Annotated in this window: 16 protein-coding genes and 2 pseudogenes; 4 read left to right on the top strand and 14 right to left on the bottom strand. The window is 42.9% G+C overall.

The genetic code is table 11. The annotated features are described in order from the left end of the window. The first annotated feature begins 83 nt into the window (after positions 1 to 83). Positions 84 to 305, top strand: coding sequence for a hypothetical protein (locus ACMVDV_RS15055; protein ID WP_416158658.1), 222 nt, complete (start codon positions 84 to 86; stop codon positions 303 to 305). Between the two features lie 202 nt (positions 306 to 507). Here the strand turns inward: ACMVDV_RS15055 and ACMVDV_RS15050 are convergent, their stop codons facing one another. The 5 genes from ACMVDV_RS15050 to ACMVDV_RS15030 all read right to left on the bottom strand — a co-directional run bounded on the left by ACMVDV_RS15050 (position 508) and on the right by ACMVDV_RS15030 (position 6,234). Continuing rightward, positions 508 to 1,005, bottom strand: coding sequence for a DUF4124 domain-containing protein (locus ACMVDV_RS15050; protein ID WP_416158657.1), 498 nt, complete (start codon positions 1,003 to 1,005; stop codon positions 508 to 510). A 34-nt stretch (positions 1,006 to 1,039) separates the two neighbouring features. Next, positions 1,040 to 1,777 (bottom strand): transporter substrate-binding domain-containing protein, encoded by a 738-nt coding sequence (locus ACMVDV_RS15045; protein ID WP_416158656.1) that lies wholly within the window; start codon positions 1,775 to 1,777, stop codon positions 1,040 to 1,042. A gap of 102 nt (positions 1,778 to 1,879) precedes the next feature. Further along, positions 1,880 to 2,620, bottom strand: a complete 741-nt coding sequence (locus ACMVDV_RS15040) for a phosphoadenylyl-sulfate reductase (RefSeq protein ID WP_416158655.1) — start codon at positions 2,618 to 2,620, stop codon at positions 1,880 to 1,882. A 43-nt stretch (positions 2,621 to 2,663) separates the two neighbouring features. Then, entirely contained in the window at positions 2,664 to 4,361 is a 1,698-nt protein-coding gene (cysI, locus tag ACMVDV_RS15035; protein ID WP_416158654.1) for an assimilatory sulfite reductase (NADPH) hemoprotein subunit, read from the bottom strand. Positions 4,362 to 4,425: 64 nt separating this feature from the next. Beyond that, a complete protein-coding gene (locus ACMVDV_RS15030) occupies positions 4,426 to 6,234 on the bottom strand; it encodes an assimilatory sulfite reductase (NADPH) flavoprotein subunit (protein WP_416158653.1) in 1,809 nt (602 codons plus the stop codon). Between the two features lie 394 nt (positions 6,235 to 6,628). On the opposite strand from ACMVDV_RS15030, the gene ACMVDV_RS15025 reads away from it, so the two are divergent. From ACMVDV_RS15025 to ACMVDV_RS15015, 3 genes and pseudogenes are all read left to right on the top strand, one after another. Then, a complete protein-coding gene (locus ACMVDV_RS15025; RefSeq protein WP_304183933.1) occupies positions 6,629 to 8,260 on the top strand; it encodes an endonuclease in 1,632 nt (543 codons plus the stop codon). Next, a pseudogene (locus ACMVDV_RS15020) lies at positions 8,254 to 8,373 on the top strand (hypothetical protein); the annotation flags it as partial. The gene ACMVDV_RS15025 and the pseudogene ACMVDV_RS15020, both read left to right, overlap by 7 nt. Then, positions 8,325 to 8,468: pseudogene (locus ACMVDV_RS15015) on the top strand (hypothetical protein); the annotation flags it as partial. The pseudogenes ACMVDV_RS15020 and ACMVDV_RS15015, both read left to right, overlap by 49 nt. 536 nt (positions 8,469 to 9,004) lie before the next feature. Here the strand turns inward: ACMVDV_RS15015 and rpsQ are convergent. From rpsQ to rplD, 9 genes are read right to left on the bottom strand one after another with little or no spacing between them, the layout of a single operon-like run. After that, complete coding sequence (gene rpsQ / locus ACMVDV_RS15010) at positions 9,005 to 9,262, bottom strand: 30S ribosomal protein S17 (RefSeq protein WP_016709053.1); 258 nt, start codon at positions 9,260 to 9,262, stop codon at positions 9,005 to 9,007. Next, the gene (gene rpmC / locus ACMVDV_RS15005; protein WP_054552371.1) at positions 9,262 to 9,453 is read right to left on the bottom strand and encodes a 50S ribosomal protein L29; all 192 of its coding nucleotides are present in this window, start codon (positions 9,451 to 9,453) and stop codon (positions 9,262 to 9,264) included. The genes rpsQ and rpmC overlap by 1 nt, the downstream gene beginning before the upstream one ends. Continuing rightward, positions 9,453 to 9,866, bottom strand: a complete 414-nt coding sequence (rplP, locus tag ACMVDV_RS15000; protein ID WP_064667756.1) for a 50S ribosomal protein L16 — start codon at positions 9,864 to 9,866, stop codon at positions 9,453 to 9,455. The genes rpmC and rplP overlap by 1 nt, the downstream gene beginning before the upstream one ends. Positions 9,867 to 9,878: 12 nt before the next feature. Next, on the bottom strand, positions 9,879 to 10,580 hold the full coding sequence (rpsC, locus tag ACMVDV_RS14995; RefSeq protein ID WP_054206128.1) for a 30S ribosomal protein S3: 702 nt from the start codon (positions 10,578 to 10,580) through the stop codon (positions 9,879 to 9,881). 11 nt (positions 10,581 to 10,591) lie between these two features. Then, entirely contained in the window at positions 10,592 to 10,924 is a 333-nt protein-coding gene (gene rplV / locus ACMVDV_RS14990; protein ID WP_004588690.1) for a 50S ribosomal protein L22, read from the bottom strand. 14 nt (positions 10,925 to 10,938) lie between these two features. Then, positions 10,939 to 11,217, bottom strand: a complete 279-nt coding sequence (rpsS, locus tag ACMVDV_RS14985; RefSeq protein ID WP_010561269.1) for a 30S ribosomal protein S19 — start codon at positions 11,215 to 11,217, stop codon at positions 10,939 to 10,941. A gap of 15 nt (positions 11,218 to 11,232) precedes the next feature. Further along, positions 11,233 to 12,057: a 50S ribosomal protein L2 gene (gene rplB / locus ACMVDV_RS14980; protein ID WP_007376192.1), complete on the bottom strand. Its 825-nt coding sequence runs from the start codon at positions 12,055 to 12,057 to the stop codon at positions 11,233 to 11,235. A gap of 17 nt (positions 12,058 to 12,074) precedes the next feature. Further along, positions 12,075 to 12,377 carry a 50S ribosomal protein L23 gene (rplW, locus tag ACMVDV_RS14975; RefSeq protein WP_054206127.1) on the bottom strand — a complete coding sequence of 101 codons (303 nt, stop codon included), beginning with the start codon at positions 12,375 to 12,377 and terminating at the stop codon, positions 12,075 to 12,077. Further along, positions 12,374 to 12,979: a 50S ribosomal protein L4 gene (gene rplD, locus ACMVDV_RS14970; protein ID WP_054206126.1), complete on the bottom strand. Its 606-nt coding sequence runs from the start codon at positions 12,977 to 12,979 to the stop codon at positions 12,374 to 12,376. Before rplD ends, rplW begins: the two co-directional genes overlap by 4 nt. Positions 12,980 to 12,983 lie beyond the last annotated feature (4 nt).

The raw sequence follows: 12,983 nt of genomic DNA, 5'->3' as shown, positions 1-12,983 counted from the left end.
TAATTTCTTGATGTAAAACAAATCAGCTTATTCATTATTAACTACACTTAATACGCCTAATTACCAACCAACAGCTGCATTGTATGACTGAGCAAAAAATCATAAGCATGCTTAAAATATTTATAATTCTCGGTATATCGCTGATTTTAGCGGGGCATTACTTATTAGTTTCGGATCTATTCGCTGAACAAAATAGTATTCATGGCATTATGATCGGTGCGACTTTAATTGCAGTTGGTATTTTATTTTCATTACCGACGAAAATTTGTCTCACCATTGTGCTGATGAAAATGGAAGCTGAGTAATACCAATCGGGTTAAGTTACTGGCCATTTATAGCGACAGATAAATACAGTGATAACAACGCAGAAATTTTGCCATGTAGTTGTTCTACTTGAAAAATGACTAACGCTGTTAGCGCTTTATTTAGCACGGTTAAATATTTAAGTCGATTGCTATAAGATAAACACGCACAATTACATCTTTAATAAACCTGAATTAAGATTGGTTACTGAGCCGCTTCTAGCGCTTTTGTACGTTGCTCTAATGCGCTTTTTACTTGCTCTGCATCTTCAAACAGTTTTTTTATCACGATAGGATCATAAACACGACTTGCCGTACCCGTAAGCGCCATATTAGTTGTTTTAGCGCTGCCTTTGAGAATAGCGGTATCTTCGGCTGCAACAACCGTTATATCGTTAGGGTCGAGCAACATTTGCTGACTTTTACCATCAGGGTTAGGCCTATCTGAATAATGCCATTGCCCTTGTTTGTCTTGCCATTTGTAAATTACTATGGCCTCAGATGAACTATCCGCAGTCATTGATTCTACAACTTTTTGACTGGTTTCACTGATAACCTTAACAGCGCGAGCAAGCGTATCACTGGATTGACGAGTTATTTCATCACTCGTTAACCATGCTTGACCATCTGGGCGCTGTAAATAACATAATCCAGCTACACTAATTAGCAATACCATAATTGCTAGGTACGAGAAGTACTTCATATTCAATCCTTTGAGTTAAAACTCGCCATTACTATCATTGATAGCGAGCTATGATTTTATCCAGCTCGCCATTATCTTTCAACCTTTGTAAAAAATCATTAAATTCTTTTACGTACTTTTTACCTTTCGGATTATAGGCAAACTGTAGTTGTAATGGCGCAACACCAACACTGACATCACTTATGGTTAAAGCAGCAAGTTCGGGGTACTTTTGTATATACCAATTTACGACAGAGCGCGACATAACAGTAAAGCGTTTACTGTCAGCAGTATCTTTGTACAAGCTTTGTAGTACTGCTAAGTCAGAATAAAAATTTTCACGATGCAGTACATTATTCTGCTCTAACAACTCAAATGTTGGATAAACATAACCAAAGTGCCCAAGTAAAACACCACCTTCTAAGCTACTCAATTGTTGCAAGTCAATTAGTTTGGCTCCTCGCGCTACGACCATCACATCTTCGACCCACACAATCTCGTGACTCCAATAATATGGCTCATTACCGATAAGCCAAACTTCAGATTCCATGCGTGCATCAACATCACCGCGTCGCACCATGTGTGCCGAACGCATTTCTGGCACAAAAATGTAGTCTATTTTAACCCCTGTAGCCCGCGAAAATGATGTAATAACATCATGTAAAATACCTTTATTTTTTGAGCTGACAAAGTGAAAGGGAGGATAATCTTCATCTGGTAAGGCAATCCGAAGACTTTCGGCAAACAGATTACAGGAACATAACAAAAATAAAATTGCGTAACACAGTTTCATAAAATAGCTGCACATTTATTTATAATGCCTGATTATATTGTAGCCAAAAATACAAAACGCAGCTAGGCTGCGTTTTAGGTATATTCAGAACAGCATTTAGGGTTAGATGCCATCACCATCAATGTGTAAGCCACATTCACGGTTTAAACCAAAGAAACGAGTTTCTTCTTCGGTCATACCCGGCTCTAACTTACGGGTTGTATGCACATCCCCCATCGACACATAGCCTTCTTCCCACAATGGGTGATATGGTAAATCGTGTTTCGTTAGATACTGATACACATCACGGTTTGACCATTCAATAATTGGGTAAACCTTGACTGTACCACGGCTAATTTCAACAACCTGCTTATCGGCACGAGTCGATGCTTGATCCCGACGCAGGCCGCTAAACCAAGTACCGGCGTTAATCTCTTTTAGCGCACGGGTCATCGGCTCTACTTTATTAAGCTGGTTATATTGCTTAATTCCCGCTTCACCTTGCTCCCATAACTTACCAAACTTAGCTTCTTGCCATGCTGGGCTCAGCGCTGATTTATACACTTTTAAATTAAGTGATAAACGCATCGTCATTTGCTCAATAAACTGATACGTTTCCGGAAATAAGTAACCGGTATCAGTTAAGACTACAGGTATATCTGGGCGCTGTGATGTGACTAAGTGCAACATCAGCGCCGCCTGAATACCAAAGCTTGATGATAAAAACTGCGTATCTGGTAAGTTTTCAAGCGCCCAAGCCACCCGTTGTTCGGCACTTAAGTCTTTTAATACGCCGTTTGCATCTGCAAGCAGTGCCGCTTGGCTTTCTTTATCTAGCTGTAATATGTTTTTAAATTCACTCATAGTAAATTCCAAACCTCAGCAAGCTCACTCGCTTGCTTTTAAATTAAGCGTGAAAATCGGTGACTGACACTTTAACTTCAGCAACGATGCCTTTGCGGATCACAAAGTCACCAAAACATTCGCCGTCGTTACGTTCACTTGCCCATTGACCTATTAATTTGTCAAAGGCCTCTAAATACACGTCTTCACCGACATTTTCTAAATACAACTTAGGAATACGCGTGCCTTCAAGGTTGCCACCTAAGTACACGTTATATTTACCTGGACCTTTCCCTACTAAGCCCGCTTCTGCCAACATGGCGCGGCCACAGCCATTCGGGCAACCCACAACACGCATGATGATACTGTCATCAGGAATACCGTGCTTAGCAAGCAGCGCTTCGGTTTTTTCAATTAAGCTTGGCAAGTAGCGTTCTGCTTCAGCCATTGCTAATGGACAGGTTGGCAATGCCACACAGGCCATAGAGTTTTTACGTTGCTCAGAGTCTTTGTCGTCAATCAAACCATGATTACGGGCGATTTCTTCAATCACTGCTTTTTGTGAGGCTGGCACACCGGCAATGATCAAGTTTTGATTTGCCGTCATACGCATATCACCTTGGTGAACTTCAGCAATTTTGCGACAACCGGTTTTCAGTGGTTTACCTGGATAATCTAAAATACGACCACTTTGAATGAACAGAGTTAAGTGGTGCTTGCCATCAATGCCTTCAATCCAACCGATACGATCGCCACGGTGGGTAAATTCATACGGGCGGCTTGGCGCAAATTTAACACCGGCACGCTGTTCTACTTCCGCTTTAAATACATCAGTGCCAACACGGTCTAAGGTGTATTTAGTTTTTGCGTTTTTACGGTTTGAGCGATTTCCCCAATCACGCTGTACTGATACCACATGCTCAGCAATTTTTAGCGTATCTGCTAAAGCGATAAAACCAAAGTCATCGGCTTTACGTGGATAGGTTGCAGTATCGCCGTGAGTCATGGCAAGGCCGCCCCCCACTAATACGTTAAAACCAACTAGCTTGCCATGTTCAGCAATCGCAACAAAGTTTAAGTCATTCGCATGCACGTCCACTTCATTATTTGGTGGAATGGTCACTGTGGTTTTAAACTTACGCGGTAAGTAATTAGAGCCTAAAATTGGCTCTTCTGTGGTTTCTGCTTTTTCGCCATTTAACCAAATTTCAGCATACGCTTTGGTTTTTGGTAATAAATGCTCAGAAATTTTCGCAGCCCAATCGTATGCTTCTTGATGTAACTCAGACTCTACTGGGTTAGTAGTACACAGTACGTTACGGTTAACATCACCTGCTGTTGCAATTGAGTCAATACCAACACTATTAAGCATTTGGTGCATGCCTTTAATGTTTGGCTTTAATACCCCATGAAACTGAAATGTTTGCCGAGTTGTTAAACGAATACTGCCGTAGCTAGTTTTTTCGTCGGCAAATTTATCAATCGCCAACCATTGCTCAGGCTTGATGATACCGCCAGGCATACGAGCACGTAACATTACGTTATGTAATGGCTCTAGCTTTTGCTTAGCACGCTCACCACGAATATCACGGTCATCTTGTTGATACATACCGTGGAAACGAATTAACTGAAAGTTATCCGCAGTAAAGCCACCGGTGATCTCATTTTTTAAATCTTGCTCTATGGTGCCACGTAAAAAGTTACTTTCTCTTTTCAAACGCTCGTTATCAGAAAGCTTTACGTTGTTATCTTGTTCGCTCATATTTAATCCTAAATTTGTTACAGTGACGGCTGTTAACTTTTAATAAAGTAAGCAACGTTTAACTTTAGTAAACGTCTTTCTGATAGCGATTTGCGCTGCGTAAATCTTTTAAATACTGCTCAGCGTCTATATCATTCTTACCACTGTTTTCTTTGATAATATCTACCAAGGTTTGGTGTACATCTTTCGCCATGCGATTGGCGTCACCACAAATATAAAAATGCGCGCCGGCTTCTAGCCACTCAAATACCGCTTTGCTGTTTTCACGTAGCTTGTCTTGTACGTAGACTTTCTCAGCTTGGTCACGGCTAAACGCCACATCCACTTTGCTCAATAAACCTGACTTCAAGTAACCTTGAATTTCTACTTGGTATAAGAAATCTTGGGTAAAGTGTGGGTTGCCAAAGAATAACCAGTTTTTACCTGTTGCTTCGCGGGCATCACGTTCTTGTAAAAAGGCGCGGAACGGTGCAATACCGGTACCTGGGCCGACCATGATCACAGGTGTTTCGTCGTTAGCAGGTAACCGGAAATTATCGTTATGTTCGCTAAATACTTTTACTTTACAGCCTTCTTCAGCACGACGTGCTAAATAACCTGAACAGCCACCTAAATGCTCACTACCAAACGCTTCAAACTCAACCAAGCCAATAGTTAAATGGACTTCGTCTTCCACTTCAGCTTGGCTTGAAGCGATTGAATATAAACGTGCTTGCAGCTTGCGTAAACAATCAACCAAGGTTTGTGCCTCAAGCTTGGCTGGGTTTTGGCGGATCACATCAAAGATTTGACGAGACTCAATGTATTCACGCATTGCCGCTTTATCTTCAACTAACTTAAGTAGCTCAGGGGTGCCCGTTGCGATTGCATACTTTTCAACAAACCCTGGGTATGACTGAGTTAGCTCTAATTTTTCGATCAGTGCATCACGAACGCTTAGCTGTTCATCTGCGATTTTAACTTGGCTTGCAGCATCAATTTGCGTCAGTGTTAATACTTCATCAACCAAGACTTCATCATTTAAGAAGTACACCCCTAGCGAGTCACCTGGGGTATAAGTAATATCAGAACCTTCAAGTGAAATTTCAACGTGACGCACATCTTTGCTTGAATCACGACCGGTGATTTTTTGCACAGTGCTTAGCTCTGCCGCAAATGGATTTTGCTTAGTGTATTGGCTGGCAGCTGTTACTGGCGCACCAAATGAAAGCACTTGACCACCTGTTGCGCCTTGCTGCGCTTTTAAATCAGGTTCAAAGGCATCTAACGCGCCACTGATCCATGTTACCGCTTCCTCATCATAATCAACATCTAAATCAGCACGCTGATACACAGTTTCTGCACCGAGTTTATTTAAACGTTGTTCAAAATCTTTTGCTGTTTGGCAGAAGAATTCATAGCTTGAATCACCTAAACCTATAACCGCAATTTTCACACCATCAAGTTTAGGGGCTTTTTTAGTCGCTAAAAACTCATGCAGTGCTTCTGCATCTTCTGGCGGCTCACCTTCACCGTAAGTTGAAACAACGACTGTTAAGAATTTTTCTTTTTTCAGGGCCGTTGGTTTATAATCGGCCATACTCACTAATTTAACAGCCAAACCACGAGACTCAGCTTGCTCTTTAAGCTTAGTTGCGACACCTTTTGAGTTACCGGTTTGTGAACCATATAAAATGGTCAATGCAGTGCCCTCACCCGCACTTGGTGTAGCACCAACCACGCCACCTAAAGCTGCCGTATTTGCATTCGCAGCAAGGTAACCACTCACCCACGCTTGCTGAATTGGATTAAGTTCAGCGACTAAACCTTGTAGCTTTTGTACTTGCTCTTGCGATAGTGGACTTGCTGCAGCATTAAGTTGACCTAACAACATGAATTAATTCCCCGTAACCCTGAAAGTTATCTACAAAATGATCACTGATCACAGTCAATCACTTTGCCTAAAATTTGTGTCGACTTTAAGGCAAATAACTCAGGCCCTAAAGATTTCTCTGAGTGTGAAGAATAACGGGGTATGCGCCAATAAAAAAAGAATAGAATCTGCTTTGTTATTCCATTTAGTTATTAATTTATAAATTAACCAGTAAAAACATATTAAAAGCAAAAAATAGCGCGCGTCCGCTATCGCAGCGTAATGAATAGCTCGCAAAAATAGCAATTCTCAGCATCGGTAATAAAATTAAACGTTAACCTTTTTGCAACAAATCTCAGGTAGGCTATAGTGAAATTGGCCACATTCTGTGCGCCCATAACAATAAGGAAACACTATGTCACACGGGACATATAAAAAACTCATACTCGCCAGCGCTGTTTTATCAACAGCACTGCCTTGCTTAGCCGCCATTGATAATGGCGACTTTGAAAGTTGGTCAGGCAACACCCCTAACGACTGGAGCACCATTGATGCTGGTATTGTGCTATCGCCTTCAAGTTCTATCGTCAACACCGGCTCTCTCGCTGCAAAAGTAGACGTTAATACAGCAAGCCAAAGTAATACTGATTTACTGCAAACAGTGACTGTTGAAGCAGGCCAAAGCTATCTATTTTCAAGCTGGATTTATCACACAGAAGGCGGCGTGAAAGCGCGCCTAATTGCCGACGGCTACCAAGGCTACTCAAACCCTGCGCTATTAAATCAATGGCAACAGATCAGTCATCAATATACAGCAACCAGCAATGCTACGATTAGCGTTGGCCTGCGCTTTTATGATGTTAGTGGCTTTGATGGCAGTGAAACTGTGTATGTGGATAGTTTCACGCCAAGCTCTGGTAGCAGCACACCGCCACCACCATCAGGTTGTGCCAATAATACGGTTAGTTTAGCGCTAACAACTGATAATTATGGCGAAGAAACTAGTTGGCAAATAACTAATGCTCAAGGTACAACCGTTGCATCTGGTGGCGGTTATAGTGGTAACAACAGCTACACTGAGCAAGCTTGCTTAGTTGATGGCGATTACACGTTTAGTATTTTTGATAGTTACGGCGACGGTATTTGCTGTTCATTTGGTAACGGTAGCTACGCGTTAACATTTGGCCAAACACAACTTGCAAGCGGCAGTAGCTTTCAAAGCAGTGAAGCAACTCCCTTTATACTTGGTGATAATACCAACCCGGAAACGCCACCCACGGAGCCAAGCGGTTATTATGTCACAGCCCAAGGTTTAACAGGCTACGCTCTAAAAACAGCGCTATACAACATTATTAAAGGTCACAACTCACAGGGCTATTCAGCTATTTGGCATTTTTACGATAGCGCATCTCGGGATAAGTACTTTGAAAATGACAATTCAATCCTCGATCGTTATTCAGAAAATCCCACCGGCCAAGATAGCTATAACTATGTCGCTGTAAGTGATCAATGCGGCACTTACAATAGTGAAGCTGATTGCTACAACCGCGAACATTCATTCCCGAAAAGTTGGTTTGGCGGCACAAATGAGCCGATGAACTCAGACGTACACCATATTTTTGCCACCGATGGTTATGTTAATTCAAAACGTAGCAACTACCCGTTTGGTGAAGTGGGCAGCGCCAGCTACACCTCAAGTAATGGTAGTAAGCTTGGCAGCGCAGCCAGCTCGATTAATTACTCAGGTACGGTATTTGAGCCAATCGATGAATTTAAAGGTGACTTTGCTCGCGCCTATTTTTATATGGCAACCCGCTACGAAAACGTCATTGCTACTTGGCAAAATAATACCACTGCCAGTAACGCTGTACTCAATGGCAGCTCAAATCAAGTGTTTGAGAATTGGGTAGTGACTATGTTGGTTAATTGGCATAACGAGGATCCAGTCAGTCAATTAGAGTTAGATAGAAACCAAGCCGCTTATGAGCATCAAGGAAATCGTAATCCATTCGTGGATCACCCTGAGTTTGTTGAGATGATCTGGTAGAAGGGTCAGCGGTCAGCGGTCAGCGGTCAGCGGTCAGCGGTCAGCGGTCAGCGGTCAGCGGTCAGCGGTCAGCGGTCAGCGGTCAGCGGTCAGCGGTCAGCGGTCAGCGGTCAGCGGTCAGCGGTCAGCGGTCAGCGGTCAGCGGTCAGCGGTCAGCGGTCAGCGGTCAGCGGTCAGCGCAGAAAAACATCAGCCTTTGCACTTGTAAAGGCTTTTTTGCTCTCTAATTTTATAACCCAATTTATGCAGTAAAAATATAATTAATGCTCTTTTGTTTGTTATTGTTGGGCATCTTTTTTGCTGCTCAACCCATGCTAACGCAGCAATTGCAAATTCACTGTTATTTGCAATTGAGCGCTCCACCGCTCGACCAAGCTCCACAACTTGCATTATAGATTGCCTATATTCGGTAAGGCCTAAGCTTAAAAGGTAATTTTGAATCGGACACATAGCATTTAATTAAGAGTGAAAAATACAGCATAAAAGCTGGAGCTAGGTTAAGGTCAAGTAGTTTTTTATGATGAAAGTTTATCGAGGTGCTTTTTCTGTGCTATGAATTTTTATACCTGCATATTCGTGGCGTTCTTTTCTCTCGGCCCTCATTAGACTCAACCCAAGCTACGGCACTCACATTCACTGCGAGCGGCTGACGACTGACGACTTAAAGCTTAAAACTTACAGCTCCTAAAAACAAAAAGCCCCAGCTAATGCCGGGGCTTTTTATAAAACAGACTTAATTAAAAATTAAGCTTGTTTTGGACTAGAAATAACGTCTACTAATGTCCAAGACTTAGTCTTAGAGATTGGCGCGCATTCACGGATAGTAACAACGTCACCCGCTTTTGCTGTGTTATTTTCGTCATGTACGTGTAACTTAGTCGTACGTTTGATGAATTTCCCATAGATTGGGTGCTTCACGTAACGTGCGATAGCGATAGTGAAAGATTTTTCCATCTTGTCGCTGATTACAGTGCCTTGAAGAGTACGAATTTTATCACTCATTATTGACCTGCCTTCTGGTTAATAACTGTTTTTACACGCGCGATATCGCGACGTACTGTTCGTAGCGTGTGAGTTTGAGCTAACTGACCAGTGCTTGCTTGCATGCGCAGGTTAAACTGCTCACGAAGAAGTCCTAGAAGTTCAGCATTAAGCTCTTCTACGCTTTTGTCTTTTAGTTCGCTTGCTTTCATCACATTACCGTCCGAGTTACGAAAGTTGTTTTGAATGGCAGTTTACGAGCAGCAAGGTTGAATGCTTCACGAGCAAGCTCTTCAGAAACACCTTCCATTTCGTAAAGTACTTTACCAGGCTGAATTTCAGCAACCCAATATTCAACAGAACCTTTACCTTTACCCATACGAACTTCAAGCGGTTTGTTCGTGATTGGCTTGTCTGGGAACACACGGATCCAGATTTTACCTTGACGTTTCACGTGACGCGTCATGGCACGACGAGCTGCTTCGATTTGACGAGCAGTCATGCGGCCACGGCCAGTAGCTTTCAAACCGAAAGTACCGAAGCTTACTTTGTTACCGTTTTGCGCTAGACCACGGTTGCGGCCTTTGTGCATTTTACGGAATTTTGTACGTTTTGGCTGTAACATTACTCGCTACCTCTACTTAGCACTTTTTTTGGCTTTCTTTGGTGCGCGTTTAGCTGGCTTCTCTTGCTCTTGTACTAGTGGTAAACCACCAATAACTTCGCCTTTGAAGATCCAAACTTTAACACCAATGATACCATAAGTGGTTAAGGCTTCAGAAGTTGCGTAGTCGATATCAGCACGAAGAGTATGTAGAGGTACACGACCTTCACGATACCATTCTGAACGTGCGATTTCTGCGCCGCCAAGACGACCGCTAACTTCAACTTTGATCCCTTTAGAACCGATGCGCATTGCATTTTGTACCGAACGCTTCATAGCGCGACGGAACATAACACGACGCTCTAGTTGAGAGGCAATGCCGTCTGCTACTAGTTGTGCATCTAGTTCTGGTTTACGTACTTCAGAAATATTGATCTGAGCAGGTACACCAGCAATCTTAGTTACCGCTTGACGTAATTTTTCTACGTCTTCGCCTTTTTTACCGATAACAACACCCGGACGAGCCGTGTGGATTGTTACGCGGATTGATTTTGCTGGACGCTCAATAACGATTTTAGACACAGAAGCCGCTTTCAATTCCTTAGTAAGGAATGTACGTACTTTGTGATCGCCAAAAAGCTGTGCAGAGAAATCTTTTGAACTCGCGTACCAGGTAGAAACCCAAGGTTTAGATATACCTAGGCGAATACCAGTAGGATGAACTTTTTGTCCCATTACTTATACTCCTAGCTATCTGAAACCACAACAGTGATGTGGCTTGTACGCTTAAGGATGCGGTCAGCGCGTCCTTTAGCACGTGGCATAATACGTTTCATTGTTGGACCATCGTCCACAAAGATCGTTGTTACACGTAGCTCATCAATGTCAGCACCTTCGTTATGCTCTGCGTTAGCAATAGCAGACTCAAGTACTTTCTTAACTAATACAGCCGCTTTCTTAGGGCTGTACGCCAGGATTTCTAGTGCGCGATCGACAGGTAACCCGCGGATCTGATCTGCAACTAGACGTGCTTTTTGCGCCGAACCAGAGGCGAATTTATGTTTAGCTAATGCTTGCATTTATCATTCCCCTCTTAACGTTTCTTCGCTTTCTTATCCGCAGCGTGGCCACGGTAAGTGCGAGTTGGTGCAAATTCACCTAGTTTGTGACCGATCATTTCGTCAGAAACGAAAACAGGTACATGCTGGCGACCATTATGGACAGCAATGGTCAATCCGATCATGTTAGGTATGATCATTGAACGACGGCTCCAAGTTTTAATTGGCTTCTTGTCACCGCTTTCCAAAGCTTTCTCTACCTTCTTCAGCAAGTGTAGGTCTATAAAAGGACCCTTCTTGAGAGAGCGTGGCATGGCTATTCCTCAATATTACTTAGTACGACGACGTACTATAAATTTATCCGTACGCTTGTTCTTACGCGTCTTAGCACCTTTAGTCGGCTTACCCCATGGAGACACAGGATGACGACCACCAGATGTACGACCTTCACCACCACCGTGTGGGTGATCAACCGGGTTCATGGCAACACCACGAACTGTCGGACGAATACCACGCCAGCGATTTGCACCTGCTTTACCAAGTGAACGAAGCATATGCTCAGCATTGCCTACTTCACCTAGCGTTGCACGACAATCAGATTCAACTTTACGAACTTCGCCTGAACGAAGACGTAATGTTACATATTGACCATCACGCGCAAGGATTTGAACGTATGCACCAGCAGAACGTGCGATTTGAGCACCTTTACCTGGTTTTAATTCTACGTTGTGAACAGTCGAACCTACAGGCATATTGCGCATAGGTAATGCATTACCAGGCTTGATTGGTGCATCAACACCAGACTGGATTGCATCACCAGCTTTTAAGCCTTTTGGTGCGATAATGTAACGACGCTCACCGTCTGCATATAATACAAGTGCGATGTTTGCGCTACGATTTGGATCATATTCTAAACGCTCAACAGTGGCTGGAATGCCATCTTTAGTACGTTTAAAATCGATTAAACGGTAATGCTGCTTATGACCACCACCGATATGACGAACCGTAATACGACCATTGTTATTACGACCACCTGACTTAGAGTTTTTCTCTAATAGTGGTGCGTATGGCTTGCCCTTATGTAGATCTGGGTTTACCACTTTAACTAGGTGACGACGACCCGCAGAAGTTGGCTTACACTTTTGAAGTGCCATAATTCTAACTCCCCTTATTACTCGGCGCCGCCGACAAAGTCTAGTTCGCTGCCTTCTTTAAGAGTAACGTAAGCTTTTTTCCAGTCGCTACGACGACCGAAACGTGCGCCAGTACGTTTTGTTTTACCCTTAACATTAAGTGTGCGAACACCAGTTACTTCCACTTCAAAAAGCTTCTCAACAGCTGCTTTAACTTCAGCTTTAGTTGCGTCATTTACTACTTTGAAAACGATTGTGTTGTTTTCTTCAGCAGCAATTGTGCTTTTTTCAGAGATATGTGGAGCAAGGATCACTTTTAAAAGACGTTCTTCACGGATCATGCTAGCGTCTCCTCAAGTTGCTTAACAGCAGCAGCTGTAATAAGTACCTTATCGAAAGCGATTAAGCTTACAGGGTCGATACCAGCTACATCACGCGTGTCAACCTTGTACAGGTTACGTGCCGATAAAAATAGATTCTCATCTACTTCTTCAGTTACGATTAGAACATCTTTAAGCTCAAGTTCTTTAAGCTTAGCAACTAGTTCTTTAGTTTTTGGTGCTGCTAGAGCAAAACTTTCAACAACGATTAAACGCTCTTGACGAACTAATTCAGATAAAATGCTTTTGATCGCACCGCGGTACATTTTACGGTTTACTTTTTGGCTGTGGTCTTGTGGTTTAGCTGCGAAGCTAACGCCACCTGAACGCCAAATTGGACTACGGATTGTACCAGCACGTGCACGGCCAGTACCTTTTTGAGCCCATGGTTTTTTACCACCACCGCTTACTTCAGAACGTGTCTTCTGAGCACGAGTACCTTGACGAGCACCTGCTGCGTATGCAACAACTACTTGATGTACTAATGCTTCGTTAAACTCACGTCCAAAAGTAGCTTCAGAAACTTCAAGACCGCCAGAAGCGTCTTTAATTGCTAATTCCATCACT

The sequence above is a fragment of the Pseudoalteromonas sp. ASV78 genome (assembly GCF_047806705.1).
In the GTDB taxonomy this organism is placed as follows: domain Bacteria; phylum Pseudomonadota; class Gammaproteobacteria; order Enterobacterales; family Alteromonadaceae; genus Pseudoalteromonas; species Pseudoalteromonas prydzensis_A.
The sequence above is the reverse complement of the archived record's forward strand: the minus strand, read 5'-3'. Positions and strand labels throughout refer to the sequence as shown.